We start from the raw sequence: 21,582 nt of genomic DNA, 5'->3' as shown, positions 1-21,582 counted from the left end.
ACAACGTCGCCTAGGCTGCATCGGCCTTTACCCGCAGCTGGTCGTAGGCGGTCTGCTCTTCTGCGTCCAACGCAATCAGGTAAGGCTCGACCGCTTTCCTGAAACTGGTCATTTCACCGTTCTCGCCCTTTTTCAGATGGCAATGGCAGAACCACTCGCCATCATTGCGCTCAGGGAAGTCCACCCGGTGGTGGTACAGCCCCCAGCGGCTTTCCTCGCGGAACAGCGAGGCCCGCGCCGCCATCTCGGCGCAATCGCGAATCACCGAAACTTCCATCGCACGCATCAGTTCGTGAGGGTTGCTGGCCTTCATCTGGTCCAGGTCACGTTCGATCTCGGCAAAGCGCGCCAGGCCGATTTCCATCTTTTTGGTCACCTTCGGCGGCTGCAGGTAATCGTTGACCATGCGTCTGAGCTTGTACTCGACCTGCGCCGGCGGCAGGCCATGCTGACGCTGCAGCGGGGCAAACACCCGCGCGCGCTCGCGCTCGACCTGTTCGGCATCGACCTCGGCGAATTCGCGCCCGGTCACGTAATGCGCAGCGTTCACACCGGCAAACCAGCCATAGGTGAAGGCCCCGAGCATGTAGTTGTGCGGCACCGCTGCCATATCGCCCGCGGCATACAGCCCTTTGACGCTGGTCTCGGCCTTTTCATTGACCCACACCCCCGACGCCGAATGCCCCGAGCAGAAACCGATCTCCGAGATATGCATCTCGACCATGTGCTGGCGATAATCGGTGCCACGCCCGGCGTGGAACTGGCCACGACTGGGGCGCTCGTTGCTGTGCAAGATCTCTTCGATGTTCTGGATGGTTTCCTCGGCCAAGTGATCGAGCTTGAGGAACACCGGGCCATTGCCGCCCTCGAGTTCCTGATGGAACTCCCACATCATCTGGCCGCTCCAGTAGTCGCACTCGATAAAGCGCTCACCCTTGCTGTTGGCGGTATATCCACCCAGTGGGCCGGTGACGTAGGCACAGGCCGGGCCGTTGTAGTCCTTGATCAGCGGGTTGATCTGGAAGCACTCGAGGTTGGCCAGTTCGGCACCTGCATGGTAGGCCATGGCGTAGCCATCACCGGCGTTGGTCGGGTTCTCGTAGGTGCCCATCAGATAGCCCGACGACGGCAGGCCCAGGCGCCCGGCCGCGCCGCAGGCAAGGATCACCGCCTTGGCCCGCACCACGCGAAACTCACCGCTACGGCAATCGAAACCCAGCACGCCAGCGGCCGCGCCTTCACCATCGAGTAGCACACGGGTGCAGACCATACGGTTGCTGATTTCGACCCGGGCACGCTTGAGCTGACGGTACAGCACCTTCTTGATGTCGTGGCCTTCGGGCATGGGCAGCACGTAGGCACCCATGTGGTGAACCTTTTTCACCGCGTAGTCGCCGGTCTCGTCCTTCTCGAACTTCACCCCCCAGCGGTCGAGTTGCTCGATGGTTTCGAAGCTGTGGGTAGCGTAGGCATGCACCGTGGCCTGGTTGACGATGCCGTCATTGGCCACGGTGATTTCCTTGGTGTACTGCTCGGGGGTGGCGTGACCTGGGATGATCGCGTTGTTCAGGCCATCCATGCCCATGCTGATGGCACCGCTGCGCTTGACGTTGGCCTTGTCCAGCAGCAGCACGCGCAGGCTTTTGTCCTGCTCCTTGGCCTTGATCGCCGCCATCGGCCCGGCGGTACCGCCACCGATGACGATGATGTCGTAGTCCTGGGTCTGGATGCTCATGCCTTGCTCCCCTTCTGGCGGTCGATGCGCAGGCGGTACTGGAAAGCATCGCCGCGGTAGTAAAGGTGTTCGAAGTCCAGTGGCGTACCGTCGGCGGCATGGGTCAGGCGCTCGATGCGCATGATTGGCGAGCCTTCTTCAACATCCAGGGCCTGGGTCAGGTCGCTGTCGGCCAGCACGGCATCGATGGCCAGGTCGGCGTGGCCAAGGGCAATGCCGCAGTCGTTTTCCAGGAGCAGGAAAATGTCGCGGGTGACAAGGTCGGCCTTTTCCAGCTTTTCGCCGACGGCCTTGGGCAACCAGGTCAGCTCCAGCGACACCGGCTCGCGGTTGATCAGCCGTACTCGGCGGATCTCGGTAACCAGGCTGCCCTCCTCGACCTGCAGCCGCGCGGCCACCAATGCATTGGCCGGCACATGGCGGAAGCTGCGCAGGCGGTTGATCACCTCGTAACCCATTTGCGTCATCGACTCGCCCAACCCCTGCAGGGTACTGACGTTCTGGAAAGCCTTGGGCTTGGCGACGAAGGTGCCCTTGCCGTGGATCTTGAAAATCAGCCCTTCCTTCTGCAGGTCGCCCAGCGCCTGGCGCACGGTGATGCGGCTGACGTCGAAAGCCTTGCCCAGCTCGCTTTCCGAGGGCATGCGGCTATGCGATGGATAAGTGCCGTCGAGGATGCGCTCGCGCAGCAATTCCTTGAGCTGGGTGTAAAGCGGTACCGGGGACAGGGGGAGCAGTTCGGCCATGGGGTCTCTTCGCTGATCGAATACTTGTTATAACAAGTTGTGACCAGAGAATAGAGGGCATAATAACTGCTGTGGAAATATCGATATCGCATATGGATAGATGCGTTTGTGATTGCTGCTGTCGGCAGCTCTCGGCGAAAGGTAAAAACGGCTACAGATCAAGGCGATGGACGCCATCGGATCAGATGGGTATCATGCGTGCGCGTTGCACTCGTAGCTCAGCTGGATAGAGTACTGCCCTCCGAAGGCAGGGGTCGTGGGTTCGAATCCCGCCGAGTGCGCCATATCAAAAAGCCCTGGGCCTGTGCCCGGGGCTTTTTCGTTTGTGCGACATGTCGCGTTTCTGGCACTCCCGTGCCACGGGTCATTGGTGTTAGCGTGGGCGTCTTCCCGTTTCCCGACGGGCAACCCACAACAATGATTGGCGAAGGAATGCGCACAACCATGCACCTGAAAAAACTTACCGCCACCACCCTGCTGCTGGCCAGCATCGGCCTGTTCACCCAACCGGCACAGGCCAACCTTACCCAGCAGCAGTCCGCGGCCATCGTCAAAGCCTTCGACGGCAGCGACCCAAGCGACTTCAAGCAGTTCCTCGGCAAGCTCAAAGGCAGCGACCTGGCCAAGGCCGACAACCTCGCGGCAACCCTGGATGCCTACCTGGCCGGCAAGCCACTGGCCGCCGAGCAGCAGAACGAGATCAACCGCCTGCTCGGCCTGTATACCCGCATCAAGTACGGCAAGGCTGCCAGCGAAACCCTGCGTGAACTGGTGGCCATCCCCACCTTCAACGTCGAAGGCACGCCGCAGCACGAGAACCCCGAGTTCCTCAGGATCGCCGACAAGATCAAGGCCCTGGCCGACAGCTTCGGCCTGGCTTTCCGCAATATCGACAACCGGGTGTACGAGATTTCGCTGGGCAGCGGCAAGGAAGTGGTCGGCATCCATGCCCACGCCGACGTGGTGCCGGTCAACCCGGACAACTGGAAGCTGGCCGATGGCACGCGCCTGGACCCGTTCAAGGTCACCCTGGTCGGCGATCGCATGTACGGCCGTGGCACCGAAGACGACAAGAACGGCATTGTCGTGGCGATGTACGCGCTGAAAGTGGCCAAGGACGAGAACCTGCCGCTGGCTCGCCAGTTCAAGCTGCTGATCGACACCACTGAAGAAACCAGCGGTGATGCCATCCCCTACTACTTCGAGCGCAACCCCACGCCCGACTACAACCTGGCCCTCGATGGCGGCTACCCGGTGGTCATCGCCGAGAAAGGCTACGGCACGATCATGGCCAGCTTCAGCAAGCGCCAGGCCAGTGGCAAGGGTGCCGAGATCGTCAACCTGACCGGCGGCCTGGCCACCAACCAGATCCCGACAACCTCCGTCGCGACCCTGGTCACCGACAACCCGGCGAAGCTGGCCAGCCAGCTGGAAAAAGCCGGCGCCGATTACGTGAAGCGTAATGGCGGCGACTTCAGCATCGCCGCCAAGGCCGATGGCAAGCAGGTGTTGCTCACCGTGACCGGCGTTTCCGCCCACTCTTCGGAGCCGGAGTCCGGGGTCAACCCGGTGGCGCGCATGCTTGGTTTCATCAACGGCCTGGGCAAGGATGTGCCGCTCAAGCAAAACCACTTCACCGATGCCGCCCGCTATGCCGCCGACAACTGGGGCCTGGACTACTTGGGCAACAAGCTCGGCGTGGGCTTCAAGGATTCGTTCATGGGCCCGCTGACCGCCTCGCTGACCTTTGTCGGGGTGGATGAAAAAGGCCTGAAACTGGCGGTGAACCTGCGCATTCCGAAAGGCAAGCCAATTGCCACGATCAAGGACGAACTGGCTGACAAGCTGGGCAAATGGACCCGGCAGAGCCATACCTCGGTGGCCTTCGACTACAGCCTGGACGAGCCGATGTACCGCAACCCCGAGGGCGAATGGGTCAAGGCCTTGCTTGATGTGGCCACCGAGAACCTGGGCATGAAGCACGAGTTCGGTACCTCGGCGGGTGCCACCTCGGTACACGACTTGCCTAACGGCGTGCAGTTCGGCCTGGCCATGCCGGATGTGAAGTACACCGGGCACAACGACAACGAGTTCAAGACCGTTGAGCAGTTCATGCTGGACTTGCAGGTGGTGAGCGAGATGGTGGCGCGGATCGGGCAGATGCCAAAGCTCTGAGCCAACTCTACCGGCCTCTTCGCGGGCACGCCCGCTCCCACAGGAATTACGCAACCTGTGGGAGCGGGCATGCCCGCGAAGAGGCCGGCACAGGCGACCGCTCATGACGTTTTTCAATCGACTCGATGCCGTTTCCTGCATTGCCGTGCAGAGCGCCGTACCGGATGCTTTATTTACTCCGAGACATCGCTTTTTTCACCCGCAGAGGCCCGTATGAAGACCGTCGACCAAATCCTCAAGACCAAGTCCCAGCACCAGACCGTGTACACCATCGGCCCGGATGACTCGGTACTCGACGCCCTGAAGCTGCTGGCGGAGAAAAACGTCGGTGCGCTACCGGTGGTCGAGGCCAACCAGGTAGTGGGTATCGTCAGTGAACGGGACTATGCGCGCAAACTGGTGCTGAAGGGCCGCTCGTCCGCCGCCACCCCTGTGCGCGAGATCATGAGTGCGCCGGTGGTCACCGTGGAACCGAAGCAGAACCTCGAGTACTGCATGAACCTGATGACCAACCGCCACCTGCGCCACCTGCCGGTGGTCAGCAATGGCGAGCTGCTCGGCCTGCTGTCGATCGGTGACCTGGTCAAGGAAACCATCGCCGAACAGGCAAACCTGATCCTGAAACTGGAGCAATACATCCGCGGTGAATGAAGCGCCTCAATGGTAGGCGCGCTCCAGTTCGTCCAGCTGATGGTCGAAGCTGCGCAGGCGCGCCGACCAGGTGTACACCAGCACTTCCAGGTCCCGGTTGAGCACGGCGGTGTTGCCATGGCCGCTGCGGGTCGGCTCTCCCACATCCAGCTGGTAGCGTTCACGGGCCATGGCCTGGGCCACGCTGGACAGGTCGCGGGCATTGGCCAGCCAGTGGTGATGGTGGTCATGAATTTCGCGATCGAGCAAGCGGCACTGGCGTTTCAGGGCATCCAGGCTCTGCTCCAGCGGCGTGCCCTTGAGCTCGCCCATGACCTCTTCGAAGGTGCGCCCCGAATGCCAGTAGCTGCCCCAGAAGTAGCGGTCGAACACCGTCTCGACGCGGCGTAGCGCGACCTTGGTGTTCCAAATGGTCAGCAACGTTCGCCCCTGCACCACCTCACGCTTGTTCAGGTGCAGTTGCTGCCAGGCGATCCAGGTCAGCGCCACCAGTGCAACCGCCACGGTGACGGCGGCAGCGGCATACAGAAAGTGCACTGCCTGGTTCATCTGTTGCGTTTGCCGTATGCCGTAGAAATAACTGGCCGTCAATGTGCCCAGGATCGTCACGGAGCACCAGAAGCCCGGTGCGTAGGGATCTTTCATCGCGCTATCCCCTTGTTGTTTTCCTGAGCATAGCAACGGCCAATCACTCGTCAGGCACCACTCGGCGCTTTATTTTTTGCGCAGGTGCAGCGCCTCGTTCAGTTGGTCGATCATCGGAATCCAGTCGTCATCAGCGATGTACTTCTCTTTCAGGAAATCGCGCTGTGAATCGTTCCAGAAAGGCGCGTCAACCAGCTTTATATCGTCGTCGAGCGGCGAATGGGTGGTGATGAAACGGTCGATATCGACCGGATCGTCAGACAGCCCCAGCTGTTTGAAAATCTCGGACAAAGGATGAATCGGCTTATCCATGGTTCCTCCTCGTCGCCAGACCGGTCGTCGACGATGCCGGCCCGGCATGGGTTGAGAGCATCAGCTGAGCTCACGCACTTCGGCGCGCGGCACCAGCTTCAGATATTGCTCCATGCTCATGTGGATCAGGTGATCGTGATCACCCGCCTCCAGATAGACATCGCCTTGGCGGGTAAGACTCGAATCAAGCAGCATCTTTATCTGGTAGGCATCGCCAAGCGCCGGTACGGCACCGCGCTCGCAGTCGCCGAACAGGCTCGGCAGGCCGCTTTCACGGGTCAGTTGCCAGGCCCCGGACATGCGCACCTTGGTCATGTCCAGATGCCGGTTGGCCGGTAGCACGGCCATGATGTAGTTGCCATGACGGTCATCGAGCATCACCGACTTGGCGACCCGCTCGGCGGGCACGCCGGCCGTACGGGCCGACTCCAGGCTGGTGGCCGAATGTGGATGGGGAATGATGTCGTAATCGCAGTTGGCCTTGTCCAGGCGATCCTGCAGGGTCTTTGCCATACGCATGATGCACCTCCGGTTTCGCCCCCCAATTTCCAATTTTAGGTCGGGTACCAGCAGGCAGGGCTAAACTTGTGCAATAGAGGCAAACGAGGTGACGACAGGTGATCACCCGCTGCTGGCGCTGGCTGTTGCTGCTGTTGCTGCTTGGTATCACGCCAGGCAGCTTGGCAGCGCCCGGTGCAGTCTGGGTGCTGGGCATCGATGACGCCATCGGCCCGGCCAGCGCCGACTACCTGGTGCGCAGCCTCGACCAGGCCAAGGCGCAGGGTGCGCAACTGGTGGTTATCCGCATGGACACCCCGGGCGGGCTCGACAGCGCCATGCGCCAGATGATCAAGGCGATTCTCGCCAGCCCCGTGCCGGTCGCAACCTTCGTCGCCCCCAGTGGTGCCCGCGCCGCCAGCGCTGGCACTTATATCCTCTATGCCAGCCATGTCGCGGCCATGGCGCCCGGTACCAACCTGGGCGCCGCAACCCCCGTGCAGATAGGCGCCCCGCCAGGCACGCCCAAGGACGACAAGGCCAAAGGCAGCGATGACGAAACCCTCGCGCGCAAGCAGGTCAACGATGCGGCAGCCTACATTCGTGGCCTGGCGCAGCTGCGCGGGCGCAATGCCGACTGGGCGGAGAAGGCTGTGCGCGAGGCGGTCAGCCTGTCCGCCAGCGAGGCCTTGCGGCTCGACGTGATCGACCTGGTGGCCGATGACCTGCCCGACCTGCTGCGCAAGCTCGATGGCAAAACGCTCACTGTCGCTGGCCAGCCCCAGCAACTGCAGACTGCCGGCGCCAGCCTGGTCGAGCACCTGCCGGACTGGCGCACACGGGTGCTCGCAGTCATCACCAACCCCAGCGTGGCGCTGATCCTGATCATGATCGGTGTGTACGGCCTGCTGTTCGAGTTCATGAACCCCGGCTCGACGGTAGGCGGCGTGGTCGGCGGCATCTGCCTGCTGCTGGCGCTGTATGCCCTGCAGCTGTTGCCCGTGAGCTTCGCCGGGGTGGCGCTGATATTGCTCGGTATCGCCTTCATGATCGCCGAAGCCTTCCTGCCCAGTTTCGGCGTGGTCGGCTTTGGCGGCATCGTCGCCTTCGTGGTCGGCGCGCTGATCCTGATCGACACCGATGCCCCTGGTTTCGGTATCCCGCTGGCCCTGATCGGCACCCTGGCGGGGCTCTCGGCGCTGCTGATCGGCGGTGTGCTGGGCATGGCGCTCAAGGCCCGCCGACGGGCGCTGGTCAGCGGTGACGCCGGCCTGGTCGGCAGCCTGGCCACCGTCACCCAGGTGATGGCAGGCAACCCGTTCTGTGGCTTCGTGCTGGCCCAGGGCGAGCAATGGCAGGCGCAGTGTGCAACGCCACTGCAAGCGGGCCAGAACGTGCGGGTGACCGCGCGCCATGGCGTCATGCTGGAAGTGAGCGCCGCCGCGCCCGCGGCGCAAGGAGAATGACCATGTTCATGCAATTGGGCTTCGGCGCGGTGCTGATCGTGCTGGCGATGCTGTTGCTGTCGGCATTCCGCATCCTGCGCGAGTACGAGCGCGGCGTGGTGTTCCAGCTGGGGCGCTTCTGGCAGGTGAAGGGGCCGGGGCTGATCCTGCTGATCCCGGTGATCCAGCAAATGGTGCGGGTCGACCTGCGCACCGTGGTGCTGGATGTACCACCGCAAGATGTGATCACCCGCGACAACGTCTCGGTCAAGGTCAACGCCGTGGTCTACTTCCGCGTGCTCGACCCGCAGAAGGCGATCATCCAGGTCGAGGATTTCCTCGTGGCGACCAGCCAGCTGGCCCAGACCACGCTGCGCGCGGTGCTCGGCAAGCACGAACTGGATGAACTGTTGGCCGAACGCGAGCAGCTGAACTCGGACATTCGCCAGGTGCTGGATGCACAGACCGATGCCTGGGGCATCAAGGTGGCCAACGTCGAGATCAAGCACGTCGACCTCAACGAATCGATGGTGCGTGCCATTGCCCGCCAGGCCGAGGCCGAGCGTGAACGACGGGCCAAGGTGATCCATGCCGAGGGTGAGTTGCAGGCGTCGGAGAAATTGATGCAGGCGGCGCAGATGCTGAGCAAGGAGCCTGGGGCGATGCAGTTGCGTTACATGCAGACGCTGGGGACGATTGCGGGGGACAAGAGCTCGACCATCGTCTTTCCGCTGCCGGTGGATTTGCTCAAGGGGTTGGTGGACAAGCAGAAATAGAGGTGGCCCATTCGCGGGCTTGCCCGCTCCCACCGGTACTGCGCTGCCCTCAGGGCTGCAGTAATACCTGTGGGAGCGGGCAAGCCCGCGAATGGCCTACATACGGTCTGTCAGACTGGCGCGCGACGCAAAGTCGCCAGGAAGGTGGCCGCGCCAATGAACAACCCGGCGAACGTCCGGTTCAAACGCTTCTGCTGCTTGGGCGTACGCAGCAAGCGCAAAACCCGCGCAGCCAACCCGGTGTACCCCGCCATCACCAGCATATCCACGGTGACCATGGTCACCGTGATCGCCACATACTGCGGCAACAGCGGCTCATGCGGGTTGATGAACTGCGGCAGCACCGCCAGCATGAACACCAGTGCCTTGGGGTTGCTGACGTTGACCAGGAAGCCACGGAACACCAGGCTCAGCGGTTTACCGATAGGGCGCACGGCGGATTCATCGCTCATGTCCATCGGCAAGGCTCGCCATTGCTTGTAGGCCAGGTAGACAAGGTAGGCGACGCCGAACCATTTGATGATCTGGAAGGCCGTGGCCGAGGCGGCCAGGATGGCGCCGACGCCGGCGGCGATGATGGCGATCTGCACGATCAGGCCCAGTTGCAGGCCCAGGGCGTTCCAGTAACCACGCCAGAAGCCGTATTGCAGGCCGCTGGACATCGAGGCAATCGCCCCGGCACCGGGTGAAAGACTGATCACCCAACAGGCGGCAAAGAAGCCCAACCACACTTCCATCGACATCACACACCTCGCTCGAACATATGTTGCAAAACGTTAAGCTAAGGTGTTGGTGAAAAAATAACCAGCGATTTCTGAAGGATTTGTATTGTCTGTGCTGGCCTCTTCGCGGGTGAACCCGCTCCCACAGGTATCGCGCTGTCCCCAAGGGCTGCGGAATTCCTGTGGGAGCGGGTTTACCCGCGAAGAGGCCGGTGCAGGTTCAGTCAGCCTCGACAGGCGACTCTTTGTGCATGGACTGCACCTCAGCCCCGCGCCAGCGCCGTACCGACTTCTGGAAGAACTGGCTATTGGGCACCTGCACCAGCGCCCCGCCCGCCTCGGGCATTTCCATCAGGGTGGTGAACAGCAGGTTGATGGCAATCACCCGGCCCTTGACGCCCGGCTTGTCCAGGGTGTCGACCAGTTCGACCACGTCACCAATACGAAACGGCCCGACGGTGAAGATCAGCACCGCGCACAGCAGGTTGGAAAGCACGCTCCACATGGCGAAGAAGGCCACTGCCGCCACCGCGACGAAGCCGGACAGTGCTGTCCACAGCACAGTCGCCGATACACCCAGGCGCTCCAGCACAAACAGCAACGCGCTGCCCATGATCAGCCAGCGCAGGCCGCCACGCACCGGCACCAGCAGTTCCGGCGGCAACGGGTAACGCTGGCTCAGGCGGCTCAGCCCGCGTGCAACGATGCGCTGCAGGACGAAGGCCGCTACCAGGATCAACAGGATCTGCAAGCCCAGCCAGAAGGTGTCCATCCATTGCCCTGGCAGCAGCGAACGCAGTTCCTCCATCAGGACAGCGCCTCGAGCTCGGCCTGCATGCTTTCGAGGGTTTCCAGCGCTTCCATCCAGGCCTCTTCCAGTTCGCCTTCGCGCTGCTTCAGCTTGGTCTGGCGCGCCAGCAGGTCACGCAACTCGTCCTTGCGCGACGCGTCGTAGAGGCCACCATCACCCAGCGCGGTCTCGATCTCGGCCAGTTGCGCGTGCACCTGGTTGAGCTCGGCTTCCAGCTTGTCGGCAGCCTTCTTGTGCGGGGCCAGTTGCTGGCGCAAGGCTGCGGCAGCCTGGCGTTGGGCCTTCTTGTCGGTCTTGTCCGGGTTGACCGGGGCGGTACTGGCCGGCGCGCTGCGCTGGCGGTACTCGACCAGCCAGCGGCTGTAGTCGTCCAGGTCACCATCGAAGATGTCGACCTTGCCGTCAGCCACCAACAGGAAGTCGTCGGTAGTGCTCTTGAGCAGATGACGGTCGTGCGACACCACCACCACGGCACCGGCAAACTCCTGCAGGGCCATGGTCAGCGCCAGGCGCATTTCCAGGTCGAGGTGGTTGGTCGGTTCGTCGAGCAGCAGCAGGTTCGGTCGCTCCCAGGCGATCAGGGCCAACGCCAGGCGGGCCTTCTCACCACCGGAGAAGTTCACCACCGGCTCGTCGACGCGATCGCCATGGAAGTCGAAGCCACCCAGGAAGTCGCGCAGGGTCTGCTCACGCTCGGTGGGGGCAATGCGTTGCAGGTGCAGCAGCGGGCTGGCCTTGTCGTCCAGCGAATCCAGCTGGTGCTGGGCAAAGTAGCCCACAGCCAGGTTCTCACCCCGCACCAGGCGGCCCGACAATGGCTCGAGCTCGCCTGCGAGGTTTTTGATCAGGGTCGACTTGCCAGCGCCGTTGGGGCCGAGCAGGCCAATGCGCGCACCGGGGGTGAGCTGCAGCTTGACCTTGTCGAGGATCGCCTTGTCACCGTAGCCCAGACGGCCTTCGGACAGGCTGAGCAGCGGGCTGGAGATTTTATGTGACTCGCGGAAAACGAAGTCGAACGGCGAATCGACATGCGCCGCCGACAGCTCCTCCATGCGCTCCAGGGCCTTGATCCGGCTCTGTGCCTGGCGGGCCTTGGTGGCCTGGGCCTTGAAGCGGGCAATGTACTTTTCCATGTGCGCACGCTGGGCCTGCTGTTTCTCGTAGGCCTGCTGCTGTTGCGCCAGGCGCTCGGCCCGGGTGCGCTCGAAGGCGGTGTAGCCGCCTTTGTACAGGTTCAGCTTGCGCTGCTCGACGTGCAGCACATGGTCGACCACGGCATCGAGGAAGTCGCGGTCGTGGGAGATCAGCAACAACGTGCCGGGGTAGCCCTTGAGCCAGTCCTCCAGCCACAGGATAGCGTCCAGGTCCAGGTGGTTGGTGGGCTCGTCGAGCAGCAGCAGGTCGGACGGGCACATCAGGGCTTGGGCCAGGTTCAGGCGCATCCGCCAGCCACCGGAGAAGTCGCCGACGCGGCGGTCCATCTGTTCGTTGGTGAAACCAAGGCCGGCCAGCAACTTGCGTGCGCGGGCGTCGGCGGTATAGCCGTCGGCGCTATCCAGCTCAATGTGCAGGCGCGCCAGGGCGGTACCGTCGTGGGCCTGCTCGGCCGCGGCCAGTTCGGCCTGGACCTTGCGCAGGCGCACGTCACCGTCGAGCACATAGTCCACGGCCAGGCGGTCGAGGGTATCGACTTCCTGGCGCATGTGGGCGATGCGCCAGTCACCGGGCAGCTGGCAATCGCCGGCATCAGGCGACAGCTCACCGCGCAGCAAGGCGAACAGGCTGGATTTTCCGGCGCCGTTGGCGCCGATCAGGCCGGCCTTGTGACCGGTGTGCAGGGTCATCTCGGCGCCTTCTAGCAAGCGCTGCGGACCACGCTGTAAAGTGAGGTTGGATAGTCTGATCATGATGGTCGCGGAGTCTACCAGCTTCCTCGGCCCATAGCGCGAGTGGAACCATGCACACCGACCTGTGGAATCACGCCCTGGCCCTGTACGCCAGGCCCGGCGTGGAAGCCGCCTGCCTAGACCTGCAGGCGCTGGGTGGCGATGCCTGTCTGCTGCTGTGCGCAACCTGGTTGCAGGCACGTGGCGTGGCCGTGCGGGACGATCGCGTACAGGCATTGCGCGAGGTTACCGAGCCCTGGCAGCGCGAAGTGGTCAACCCGTTACGTAGCTTGCGCCAACAGTGGCGAGCAGCGGCGCAAGGTGATGCGCAGCTGGCGGCGTTGCGGGAGCAGGTGAAAGGATTGGAGTTACAAGCCGAGAAAGCCTTGCTGGAACGCTTGCAGGAGCGTTCGCGACAGTGGCCGGTGGGCGCCCATGAGCCCATGGAAAACTGGCTGGACCGGCTGGCGCCGGCCCAGGCCCGCCACCACGACGCGCTGGTTCGGTTGCGCGTCGCGGCGGCAGCGCTTCAGGACGCCGAAGACGGTGCCTGAGCCGGGGTGCTGGCAGGTGCCGATGGCGCTACCGAAGTTGCCGGGGTGGCCGAGTTGGTCGCGACGGCCGGAGTGCTGGCGGCTGGCGTAGCCGGTTTGGCTTCGGCTGGCTTGCTGGCAACAGGCTTGGCAGCTGCTGGCTTGGCGGCGGGTTTGGCGGCCGTACGTGCTGGGGCCTTGGCGGCAGCTGGTTTCGTGGCCGGCTTGGCAGCAGCGGCTTTGGCTGGCGTTTTGGCTGCCGCTGGCTTGGCTGCAGGTTTAGCGGCTGCGGTGGCTTTGGCTGCTGGCTTGGCTGCCGGTTTGGCAGCAGCAGTGGCCTTGGCAGCCGGCTTGGCTGCAGGTTTGGCAGCAGCAGTGGCCTTGGCGGCTGGCTTGGCCGCAGGTTTGGCCGCAGCAGTGGCCTTGGCGGCTGGCTTGGCCGCAGGTTTGGCAGCAGCAGTGGCCTTGGCGGCTGGCTTGGCTGCAGGTTTGGCAGCAGCAGTGGCCTTGGCGGCTGGCTTGGCTGCAGGTTTGGCAGCAGCAGTCGCCTTGGCTGCCGGCTTGGCCGCAGGTTTGGCAGCAGCAGTGGCCTTGGCGGCTGGCTTGGCCGCAGGTTTGGCAGCAGTGGCCTTGGCGGCCGGCTTGGCTGCAGGTTTGGCCGTAGCAGCCTTGGTGGCAGGTTTGGCGGCTGCCGGTTTGGAGGTCTTGGCAGCACGCTGGTCAAGCGCCTTGGCTGCAGCTTCGCGAACCTTGCCTACACCTTGGGCCAGCTTGAGGCTGTCCTGGGCATCGCGCTTGAGTTGCTGGATATAAGAACGGGTCTGGGTTTGACGTTCCTTGAGGGAGTCGAGCAGTTCTTCAAGTTCGCCAATGACTTTTTGCGCCTTGGTCTGCGCCTTGGCTTTACCTGCCTTGGCCGCGTCTTGCAGTTTCAGGCGACCGTTGTGCAGTTTTTCCTGGGCCTTGCCACGCTGCTTTTCCAACTTGGCCAGCAGTTTTTCCGCATCAGCCAGCGCTTGCGAGCAGGCATCTTCCAAGTGTTCGAGCAAGCTGCCCGAAAGTTGCTGGAGCAGGTGTAACGGCGTGCTTACTGGCTTCTTTTTAGCCGACATGGTTTACCTCCTGGCTGACGAGATTGCGGCTCATACTATGCTTCTGCTGCTACCGCCGCTAGGGCATGTTGACAGTATTATTTACGCCGCGTTGCATGCCTGGGCAAAGTTGTTATCTTGCAGCTCCGAGCAAGTGTAGTTGCTGAATAAATCATTGCTGATATTTGGCAATTATCTGTACCGGCCCTATCGCCGGCAAGCCAGCTCCCACAGGTACTGCGCCTGACTTGAAGTCGATGCGGTCGAGGTGGGAGCTGGCTTGCCGGCGATAGGGCCAGTACCGGTAGATACAAAAACTGAAATCTGTCGAAACACTGGCATACTTCCCCGCTCATTGGCGCAGGAACTGACCATGCCTCGATATCTTGTTTTAGGTTTATGCCTGCTGGCACCCATCGCCCTAGCCGACAGCGAAGAACATGACCTCGCCTACAGCATCGGCGCCAGCCTGGGTGAGCGGCTGCGCCAGGATATGCCGGGCCTGCAACTGGATGCGCTGGTAGAAGGCCTGCGCCAGTCCTACCAGGGGCAACCGCTGAAACTCGACAAGGCACGCATGCAGGCCTTGCTCCAGCAGCAGGAAGCCCAGGAAGGCGATGCCGCCATGCAGAAACTTCAAGCTGCCGAAACACGCTTCATGGCCAACGAGCGTGGTCGTTATGGCGTGCACGAACTACCGGAGGGCTTGCTCTACAGCGAACTGCAAGCAGGTACGGGCGCGCAGCCCAAAGCCGGTGGCAAGGTGCAGGTGCGCTACGTGGGCAGGCTGCCAGACGGCTCGGTGTTCGACCAGAACCAGACGCCCCAGTGGTTCAGCCTGGACTCGGTAATCGAAGGGTGGCAGGTGGCCTTGCCAAAGATGCACACCGGCGCCAAATGGCGCCTGGTGATTCCCTCAGCGCAAGCTTATGGCGCCGAGGGCGCGGGCGACCTGATCGCCCCCTATACACCCCTGGTGTTCGAGATCGAACTGCTGGCGGTTGGCGACTGACGCCAACCCTCAAGCCTGGACCGCGCCTTCTTCCTTGTGCGCGTTGTGCAACACTTCGATCAGGCAGTCTTCCAGTTCGAAGCGCTCGTGCAGCAGGCCACCCAGCTTGCCCAGCTTTTCGGCAAAGCGTTCGGTGTCCTTGCATTCACCCTTGGCGCAATGGTCATTGAAGGCCAGTGCGATCTGAGTACTGTCGTTGATCCGTGGGTTGATATCTTCGGCCAACTTCAGCGCCTTCTCGTCGCCGAAGGCCTTGGCCTCACTGACCAGCTGCTCGCAGACTTCGAAATGCCACGCCGAAACGTAGTCGACAAGGAGCGCGCAAAACTCCCCGTTCGTGTCCTTGTCGGCGAAGGCCGGCTTGGCATCGCGCAGCGCGCGGAAAGCCTGCACCAGTTCCTGGCGCTCCTCCAGCCAGCGGTCGATCAGTTTGTGAACCCCACCCCAGCGTTCCTGAGCGTTCTGACAACTATCGAGCATGGCGATCTCTTCCCTTCTGGGTAGATGCCGCTGCACCTCGCACCACGACCGTGCAGCACAAAGGTGACATCAGCAGGCGGCATCGAGCAGTTGTGTTTTCGGTATGCGTGCTGGGAGATTATTCCCGCGCGTGCTGCCCTTCAAGGTACGCAGCGGACAAAGTTCATACAAGTGTTTAATACCCTGTTACACGGCCATTGGTCGTGCCAATGGCGCAACCTTGCGCCAGGTCATGTTCTCGCCAGGGTGCGGAAACGATACGCCAGCAGGCAACTCAAGGGCAGCACCGCCAGCAGCAGGAAGGCCAGCAGGCTCCACTCGGGCAGGGTCAGGTCGAGAAAGCTCCAGGTCAGCGAGTTGCAATCCGGGCCGCCGAACAACAATTGCCGTGCCGCCTCGCCCCAGGATTGCTCGAACAGCCGCCCGAGCGGCACCGGGCAGACCGGGATGGCCCCGTCATCCCCTTGCAACCAGACATGTCGCGCTGCCAGCAACGCCCCGGCCAGCGAACAGCCCAGCGTCGCCCGCGCGTAACAGCGAATGCCCGCCGTACCCGGTGCCTGCAGCACTGCCGCCAGGCACAGCAGCGCGTACACGCCAAGCAGCAGCCGCTGGCTGAAACACAACGGGCAGGGCACCAGCCCGAGGACGCTTTCCAGGTGGAAGGACGCGGCCAGTACCGCCAGTGCAGCAAGGCAGGCAGGTAGGAAAAAGGTGCGCAAACGGGCCGGCAGCATGGGCGGTGAAGGTCCCGGGATAATGAAGTGGCCTGAAACGGTAGAGGAAAGACGCGCTTTGTTTCAAGGCGCGACAGCAACGACAAGTCGCTGAATCGCGAAGGAAATTTCCAACTATGCAGTAGGAAACGTCTGAAGAAATGGATTGCAAATCTAACTTACATCGAGAGAAAGGTTACCCGCCCCCAAGGCCCGCACCTTTGCGCGGGCCCTGGGGTAGGTCAGGCGCGTACGCCTTCGGGCAAAGGCAGGGCCAGCAGGCGCTCGTCCAGCAGGCCGAGGCCCTCCTGGAACAGCTGGTTGCTGCGCTCGGTCTCGCCCAGGCCAGCGAGCAGGCGCGCCAGCTCGGCACAGGCCTCGGGGTTGCGCTCCATGCGCAGGCTGCTTTCCAGGTAGTCGCGCGCCTTGCCCCACAGGCGGTTCTGCAGGCTCAGACGGCCCAGGGTAAGCAGCAGGCTGGCATCTTGCGGGTGGGCCTTGAGCCAACCTTCGGCTGTTTGCAGCTGGCGCGCCGGGTCATCGCCGCGCACCAGGCCGTACAGGCGGGCCAGGTGGCTTTCGTATTCACGCTTGAGGGCGGTACGCAGCACTTGTTCGGCTTCGCTCTGGGCACCCACCTGGCGCAATTGCTCGGCATAGGCCAGCACCAGCTGTGGCTCCTGGCGCTGGGCTGCGGTCAGTTGCTGCCAGGCGCGCTCCAAGGCCTGACGGGCACTTTGCGCGTCCTCGCCACGGGTGGTGGCCAGGCTCAGGTTCTGGCCCCAGGCACGTTGTTCCAGGGCTGCCAGCTCGGCGGCCGGCAGCACCTTGCCCTTGCGCAGGTCGGGTAGCAGGCGGATCAGTGCCGACCAGTCGCCGCGCTCCAGGTGCAGGCGCTGCAGCAGGCGCAGCACCTGGCCGTTGTGCGGGTGGCGCTCCTGCATGGCCAGCAGGGTTTCCAAGGCGCCGTCGCTTTCGCCACGGTCCATCTGCAACTGTGCATGGGTCAGGGCGATAGCCAGTTCCGCTTGCGGTTGGCGCTCCAGGGCACGTTCCAGCAGGTTGTCGCTGTCTTCGGTTCGGCCTTGCTCGTTGGCGGCACGCGCGGCACCGAGGTAGTACAGCAACGGCTGGCGCTCGGCCTCGGCGGCACGGTGCAGATGGCGCTGGGCACTGGCCCAACGGCCCTCGGCGAGGTCCAGCTGACCCTGCTCGATGGCCAGACGAACGCGCCGGCTGCGATTACGCCGCGACCACGGGTTGACCACGCCGCTGGAAGTCAGCACCAGGCCGACCAGGTAGCGCACCAGCCACAGCAGCAGCACTACAGCCAGCAAGCCGGCCAGGGCCGCCCAAAGTCCCGACTGGTAGCGGAAGCTGCCATAGGAAATCAGCACGTAGCCGCTGTGCTTGGCGACCGCAACACCCAGCGCCGCGGCGACCACGATCGCCAGCACGGCCAGCAGGTAGACACGCTTCATGGCTTGCCCCCTTCAGCCTCGGCCGGCAGGTGGCGGCGCTGTATATAGGCCTGCACTGCGGCCAGGCTTTCGCTGAGGTCGGGGGTAACCACCGACACCGGCTGCTCGGCCAGGGCATTGAGGCTGTCAAGCATGGCCTTGCTTTGCGGGTTGTCGGCGTTGAAATTGGCCAGCAGCACGCTGCGGGCGTCGTCCAGCGCCTGGGTGTACACCTTGCTGTCGCCATTGAGCGCTGCCCACTGGGCCTGCTCGATGGTCAGGCTCAGGGCCAGGCGCAGCTGGTTCAGTTGCTGCCCGGCCAGCAGCGGACGCACGTTGTCATCGGCGTTGAAGTCGATCTGGAAGTACTTGGAGATCTCGGCCCACCACTGGGACAGGCGACTGGCGCCGTCACCATCGGCGGTGAGCGCGCCCAAGGCATCGGCATTGGTGTCGAACTCCGGCGACTGGGCGCTGAGTTGCTGCACCAGCTCACGCTGAGCGGCCAGTTTCAGGAACAGGCCGGTACGGTCCGGTTGCTGAGTGCTGTTGAGCGTGGCCAGGCTGCGCGCCAGTTGCTCACGGGCGGCGAAGGCACCCGGATCGCTCTGCTCGCGCAGGATCTCGTCCGCCCCCTCGACCAAGGCCTTGGCACTGGTGATGTCCTGCAGCGCAGACAGGCGCAGGGTGGCCAGGCGCAGCAGGTGCTCGGCCTCGGCCAGGCGCCATTCCTTGCGGCTTTCGCCCAGTACGGTTTCCAGGCGCTGGCTGAGGCGTTGCTGGTCGCCTTGCAACTGCGCCACCAGGCGGCGGCGGTCTTCCAGCTCGCTGGCCGCTGGCAGGCTGGCCAGTTGCGCGCTGATCTGCTGTTCACGCTGCTGCAGGGCCTCGGCGCGCTGGTTCAGCGCCTCGATGTGCTGGCCCTGGTTGAATTCGCTGCCTTGCAGTTGACGCACCTGCCAGACACCCCAGCCACCTACCGCCACCCCGGCCGCGCCCAACAGCAGGGCCAGCGTTGCCAGGCCACTGCCGGAGCGCTTGGCAGGTGGGGTGGTGACGGGTTCCGCCGGCGCTTGTGCCGACGGCTGATCGTTATTGGACAAGACAGTCTCGCTCACGTATCCATCCTTTGCATGGGGGCGCATCGCGTTCAGCTTAGCGCCTTAAGAGGCAGGTGCAGCGCTGCGCTGCACGGCTGCCAGCAAGGCCGTGGCACTGGCGCCACGGCAATCCACAACCTGTTGGGCCCCGGCGGCCCTGGCCTGCTCGGCAACCCGAGGGCTGGGCACGAACAGCGGCAGACGCGCCAGCTGCGGCCAATCGGCGCCGGCCATCTGCTGCAAGTGTTCAAAACCCTGCCCACTGCTGACCACCAGGCCATTGAGGCGTTCCGCTTCGATGCGGCGCATCAGGGTGCCTGCCGGGTAAGCCGGCAGGCAGCGACGATACAGTTCCAGATAATCGACACTAGCACCTTGCTCTGCAAGACGCTCTGCCAGCAGTTCGCGACCTCCGACGCCACGAACGATCAAGATCCGCGGTGCCGGCACGGCAACTGCCTGGCGCAGGGCTGGCAGCGCCAGCAACGCTTCGCTGTCATCGCCACGTGGGGGGAAGCTCACCGCCAGGCCCGCACCCTGCAGCACGGCGGCGGTTGCCTCGCCCACAGTGAACCAGCCTTGCACGGGTGGCTGCAGGCCGGCATCGGCCAGTTGCTCAAGCAACAAGCGGGCTGCCGGCTTGCTGACCACGATGATCGCCTGGAAGCCCTGCAGGCCTTCCAGCAACAGGCGTTGCTGGTTATCCACAGCGACGGGCTCGATTGCCAGCAGCGGCAGGCAGCTGCTGGCTATCCCCGCCGCTGCCAGGCTTTGCGCCAGTGCCGCACAGTCCTCGGCAGGCCGGGTCAGCAACAGGCGCCACGAACTCACGGGTGGCCGGCCTCGCCGTAGACTTCCTTGAGGATGGCCTCGGCGCCCTGCCCCAGCAGGTCCTCGGCCACCTGCACGCCCAGGGTTTCGGCGGCAGTACGTGGGGCGCGGGCATCGGCCACCAGCAGGGTACCGCCGCTGGGCTGGCCGACCAGGCCACGCAGCCACAGCTGGTCACCTTCCAGCACCGCATAGCAGGCAATCGGTACCTGGCAGCCACCATTCAGGCGTTTGTTCAGGGCGCGTTCGGCCACAACCCGGTCGGCGGTATCGGCATGGTGCAGCGGCGCCAGCAGCGCGTGGATTTGCTGGTCGGCGCTGCGGCATTCGATGCCCACCGCGCCCTGGCCGCCAGCCGGCAGGCTGTCATCGACGCTGATGGTGGAGGTGATGCGGTCTTCGAAGCCCAGGCGGATCAAGCCGGCGGCGGCGAGGATGATGGCGTCGTACTCACCGGCATCCAGCTTGGCCAGGCGGGTGTTGACGTTGCCGCGCAGGAAGCGGATTTGCAGGTCCGGGCGACGCGCCAGCAACTGGGCCTGGCGACGCAGGCTGGAGGTACCGACGATGCTGCCGGCAGGCAGCGCATCAAGGCTGTCAAACGTATTGGAAACAAAGGCATCACGCGGGTCTTCGCGCTCGCAGATGCAATACAGGCCCAGGCCTTCGGGGAAGTCCATGGGCACGTCCTTCATCGAATGCACGGCGATGTCGGCTTCGTTGTCCAGCAGGGCGGTTTCCAGTTCCTTGACGAACAGGCCCTTGCCACCAATCTTTGCCAGCGGCGCGTCGAGCAGCTTGTCGCCACGGCTGACCATGGGCACCAAGGTCACCAGCAGACCGGGGTGGGCCTGCTCGAGGCGGGCTTTGACGTATTCGGCCTGCCACAGGGCCAAGGCACTTTTACGGGTGGCAATGCGGATTTCGCGAGTGGACATGGAACGCCCCGATCCAGAGAAATGCTGTCGATCATAACAGCATCGCCGGTATCGCTAGCAGATGTGGATCAGGATCCTGTGCTTACCTGTACCGCCCAATCGCCGGCAAGCCAGCTCCCACAAAAGCCGTGCAAGGCTCAAGGCTGACGCTATACCTGTGGGAGCTGGCTTGCCGGCGATTGGGCCGGTACAGGCTCAGAGGGTTTGCATCATCTTGCGCACACCGGCCACATGGCGCCGGCTGACGGTCAGGGCGTCACCGTCCAGGCCTTTCAGGTACAGCTGGAAATGCCCCAGCGGCGTGCGCTGCAGGCGTTCGATCCGCTCACGGGCGACCAGCGCATTGCGGTGGATACGCACGAAGCGTTCGCCAAACTCGTCTTCCAGGGCCTTGAGGGGCTCGTCGAGCAGTACTTCCCCGGCCTCGTGGCGCAAGGTCACGTACTTGTGATCGGCAATGAAATAGATCACCTGGGGCAAAGGGATCAGTTCGATGCCTTTGCGCGTGCGGGCACTGATGTGGCTACGCGGGCCTCCGCCTTCATTGGCCGGCCTGGTGAGCGCCGCCAATTGGGCGCGGTTGGGCTTTTCAGCCTTGCGCAAGGCATCGCGCAAGGCCTGGGCCTGGAAAGGTTTGGTCACATGGCTGAGGGTACTGTCCTTGAAAGCCTCGGCACCGTATTCATCGTCCCCGGTGCAAAACACCACCGCCGGCGGCGCCTCGCGCTCGCACAGGCGAGCAGCAACCTGCAGGCCGTCCAGGCCTGGCATGCCGATGTCCAGCAGGACCACATCGGGCTTGAGGCTTTCGATCAGCGCCAAGGCCTCCTCGCCGTTGGTGGCGCTAGGCTCCAGCACGGTGTAACCCTCCAGTTCGCCGAGCAGCCGGCTAAGGCGCTCACGGCCTTGGGGTTCGTCATCAACGATCAGGACATTCATAATTGCGCTGGATTCCTGAATGAGTCTCGCACAGGTATAGCGTAGACAGGTATGGTTCGAGCGACACTAAGGTCACGCTC

The 21,582-nt window shown here is 63.5% G+C and carries 22 protein-coding genes and 1 tRNA gene; 7 read left to right on the top strand and 16 right to left on the bottom strand.

What is annotated here, in order from left to right; translation table 11 throughout:
• Window positions 1-10: 10 nt before the first annotated feature.
• A complete protein-coding gene (locus tag CAG22_RS11415) occupies window positions 11-1,735 on the bottom strand; it encodes a fumarate reductase/succinate dehydrogenase flavoprotein subunit (protein ID WP_085591790.1) in 1,725 nt (574 codons plus the stop codon).
• Entirely contained in the window at window positions 1,732-2,481 is a 750-nt protein-coding gene (locus CAG22_RS11410) for a GntR family transcriptional regulator (RefSeq protein WP_015268562.1), read from the bottom strand. The genes CAG22_RS11415 and CAG22_RS11410 overlap by 4 nt, the downstream gene beginning before the upstream one ends.
• A gap of 207 nt (window positions 2,482-2,688) precedes the next feature.
• Between CAG22_RS11410 and CAG22_RS11405 the strand changes: the two genes are divergently transcribed.
• From CAG22_RS11405 to CAG22_RS11395, 3 genes are all read left to right on the top strand, one after another.
• Window positions 2,689-2,765: transfer RNA gene (locus tag CAG22_RS11405), tRNA-Arg, on the top strand.
• Window positions 2,766-2,925: 160 nt separating this feature from the next.
• Complete coding sequence (locus CAG22_RS11400; protein WP_170929290.1) at window positions 2,926-4,656, top strand: dipeptidase; 1,731 nt, start codon at window positions 2,926-2,928, stop codon at window positions 4,654-4,656.
• A 213-nt stretch (window positions 4,657-4,869) separates the two neighbouring features.
• Window positions 4,870-5,307 (top strand): CBS domain-containing protein, encoded by a 438-nt coding sequence (locus tag CAG22_RS11395; RefSeq protein ID WP_085705491.1) that lies wholly within the window; start codon window positions 4,870-4,872, stop codon window positions 5,305-5,307.
• A gap of 6 nt (window positions 5,308-5,313) precedes the next feature.
• On the opposite strand, the gene CAG22_RS11390 is transcribed toward CAG22_RS11395, so the two are convergent.
• From CAG22_RS11390 to CAG22_RS11380, 3 genes are all read right to left on the bottom strand, one after another.
• Window positions 5,314-5,952: an NADH:ubiquinone oxidoreductase subunit N gene (locus CAG22_RS11390; protein WP_085591786.1), complete on the bottom strand. Its 639-nt coding sequence runs from the start codon at window positions 5,950-5,952 to the stop codon at window positions 5,314-5,316.
• A gap of 69 nt (window positions 5,953-6,021) precedes the next feature.
• Window positions 6,022-6,264 (bottom strand): DUF2789 domain-containing protein, encoded by a 243-nt coding sequence (locus CAG22_RS11385; protein ID WP_085705490.1) that lies wholly within the window; start codon window positions 6,262-6,264, stop codon window positions 6,022-6,024.
• Between the two features lie 60 nt (window positions 6,265-6,324).
• Complete coding sequence (locus CAG22_RS11380; protein WP_003260230.1) at window positions 6,325-6,783, bottom strand: aminoacyl-tRNA deacylase; 459 nt, start codon at window positions 6,781-6,783, stop codon at window positions 6,325-6,327.
• A 98-nt stretch (window positions 6,784-6,881) separates the two neighbouring features.
• Here CAG22_RS11380 and CAG22_RS11375 point away from each other — a divergent pair, with 98 nt between their 5' ends.
• Entirely contained in the window at window positions 6,882-8,228 is a 1,347-nt protein-coding gene (locus CAG22_RS11375; protein ID WP_085705489.1) for a nodulation protein NfeD, read from the top strand.
• A 2-nt stretch (window positions 8,229-8,230) separates the two neighbouring features.
• Window positions 8,231-8,983 carry a slipin family protein gene (locus CAG22_RS11370; RefSeq protein WP_025337287.1) on the top strand — a complete coding sequence of 251 codons (753 nt, stop codon included), beginning with the start codon at window positions 8,231-8,233 and terminating at the stop codon, window positions 8,981-8,983.
• A 110-nt stretch (window positions 8,984-9,093) separates the two neighbouring features.
• On the opposite strand, the gene CAG22_RS11365 is transcribed toward CAG22_RS11370, so the two are convergent.
• From CAG22_RS11365 to CAG22_RS11355, 3 genes are all read right to left on the bottom strand, one after another.
• On the bottom strand, window positions 9,094-9,726 hold the full coding sequence (locus tag CAG22_RS11365; RefSeq protein ID WP_046616418.1) for a LysE family transporter: 633 nt from the start codon (window positions 9,724-9,726) through the stop codon (window positions 9,094-9,096).
• A 199-nt stretch (window positions 9,727-9,925) separates the two neighbouring features.
• The gene (locus CAG22_RS11360; RefSeq protein WP_085705488.1) at window positions 9,926-10,513 is read right to left on the bottom strand and encodes a mechanosensitive ion channel family protein; all 588 of its coding nucleotides are present in this window, start codon (window positions 10,511-10,513) and stop codon (window positions 9,926-9,928) included.
• Window positions 10,513-12,423, bottom strand: coding sequence for an ATP-binding cassette domain-containing protein (locus tag CAG22_RS11355; protein ID WP_085691942.1), 1,911 nt, complete (start codon window positions 12,421-12,423; stop codon window positions 10,513-10,515). Before CAG22_RS11355 ends, CAG22_RS11360 begins: the two co-directional genes overlap by 1 nt.
• A gap of 50 nt (window positions 12,424-12,473) precedes the next feature.
• On the opposite strand from CAG22_RS11355, the gene CAG22_RS11350 reads away from it, so the two are divergent.
• Entirely contained in the window at window positions 12,474-12,956 is a 483-nt protein-coding gene (locus tag CAG22_RS11350) for a TIGR02444 family protein (RefSeq protein ID WP_085705487.1), read from the top strand.
• Here CAG22_RS11350 and CAG22_RS11345 read toward each other — a convergent pair.
• Window positions 12,932-14,047 carry an AlgP family protein gene (locus tag CAG22_RS11345; protein ID WP_085705486.1) on the bottom strand — a complete coding sequence of 372 codons (1,116 nt, stop codon included), beginning with the start codon at window positions 14,045-14,047 and terminating at the stop codon, window positions 12,932-12,934. The two genes, CAG22_RS11350 and CAG22_RS11345, sit on opposite strands and share 25 nt — an antisense overlap.
• Window positions 14,048-14,399: 352 nt before the next feature.
• Between CAG22_RS11345 and CAG22_RS11340 the strand changes: the two genes are divergently transcribed.
• Entirely contained in the window at window positions 14,400-15,038 is a 639-nt protein-coding gene (locus tag CAG22_RS11340; protein ID WP_085691939.1) for an FKBP-type peptidyl-prolyl cis-trans isomerase, read from the top strand.
• Between the two features lie 9 nt (window positions 15,039-15,047).
• On the opposite strand, the gene rsd is transcribed toward CAG22_RS11340, so the two are convergent.
• The 7 genes from rsd to CAG22_RS11305 all read right to left on the bottom strand — a co-directional run bounded on the left by rsd (window position 15,048) and on the right by CAG22_RS11305 (window position 21,502).
• Entirely contained in the window at window positions 15,048-15,518 is a 471-nt protein-coding gene (gene rsd, locus CAG22_RS11335; protein ID WP_085691938.1) for a sigma D regulator, read from the bottom strand.
• 230 nt (window positions 15,519-15,748) lie between these two features.
• Window positions 15,749-16,255 (bottom strand): disulfide bond formation protein B, encoded by a 507-nt coding sequence (locus CAG22_RS11330; protein WP_085664199.1) that lies wholly within the window; start codon window positions 16,253-16,255, stop codon window positions 15,749-15,751.
• Window positions 16,256-16,476: 221 nt separating this feature from the next.
• Window positions 16,477-17,715, bottom strand: coding sequence for a heme biosynthesis protein HemY (locus CAG22_RS11325; protein ID WP_085705485.1), 1,239 nt, complete (start codon window positions 17,713-17,715; stop codon window positions 16,477-16,479).
• Entirely contained in the window at window positions 17,712-18,812 is a 1,101-nt protein-coding gene (locus CAG22_RS11320; RefSeq protein ID WP_084785108.1) for a uroporphyrinogen-III C-methyltransferase, read from the bottom strand. Before CAG22_RS11320 ends, CAG22_RS11325 begins: the two co-directional genes overlap by 4 nt.
• Before the next feature lie 45 nt (window positions 18,813-18,857).
• Window positions 18,858-19,625, bottom strand: a complete 768-nt coding sequence (locus CAG22_RS11315; protein ID WP_085705484.1) for a uroporphyrinogen-III synthase — start codon at window positions 19,623-19,625, stop codon at window positions 18,858-18,860.
• Entirely contained in the window at window positions 19,622-20,563 is a 942-nt protein-coding gene (gene hemC, locus CAG22_RS11310; RefSeq protein ID WP_025337275.1) for a hydroxymethylbilane synthase, read from the bottom strand. The genes CAG22_RS11315 and hemC overlap by 4 nt, the downstream gene beginning before the upstream one ends.
• 195 nt (window positions 20,564-20,758) lie before the next feature.
• Entirely contained in the window at window positions 20,759-21,502 is a 744-nt protein-coding gene (locus CAG22_RS11305; RefSeq protein WP_015268539.1) for a LytTR family DNA-binding domain-containing protein, read from the bottom strand.
• Between the last annotated feature and the right edge of the window lie 80 nt (window positions 21,503-21,582).

This window comes from Pseudomonas sp. B8(2017) (assembly GCF_002113575.1).
GTDB classification, from domain to species: Bacteria; Pseudomonadota; Gammaproteobacteria; order Pseudomonadales; family Pseudomonadaceae; genus Aquipseudomonas; species Aquipseudomonas putida_Z.
The sequence above is the reverse complement of the archived record's forward strand: the minus strand, read 5'-3'. Positions and strand labels throughout refer to the sequence as shown.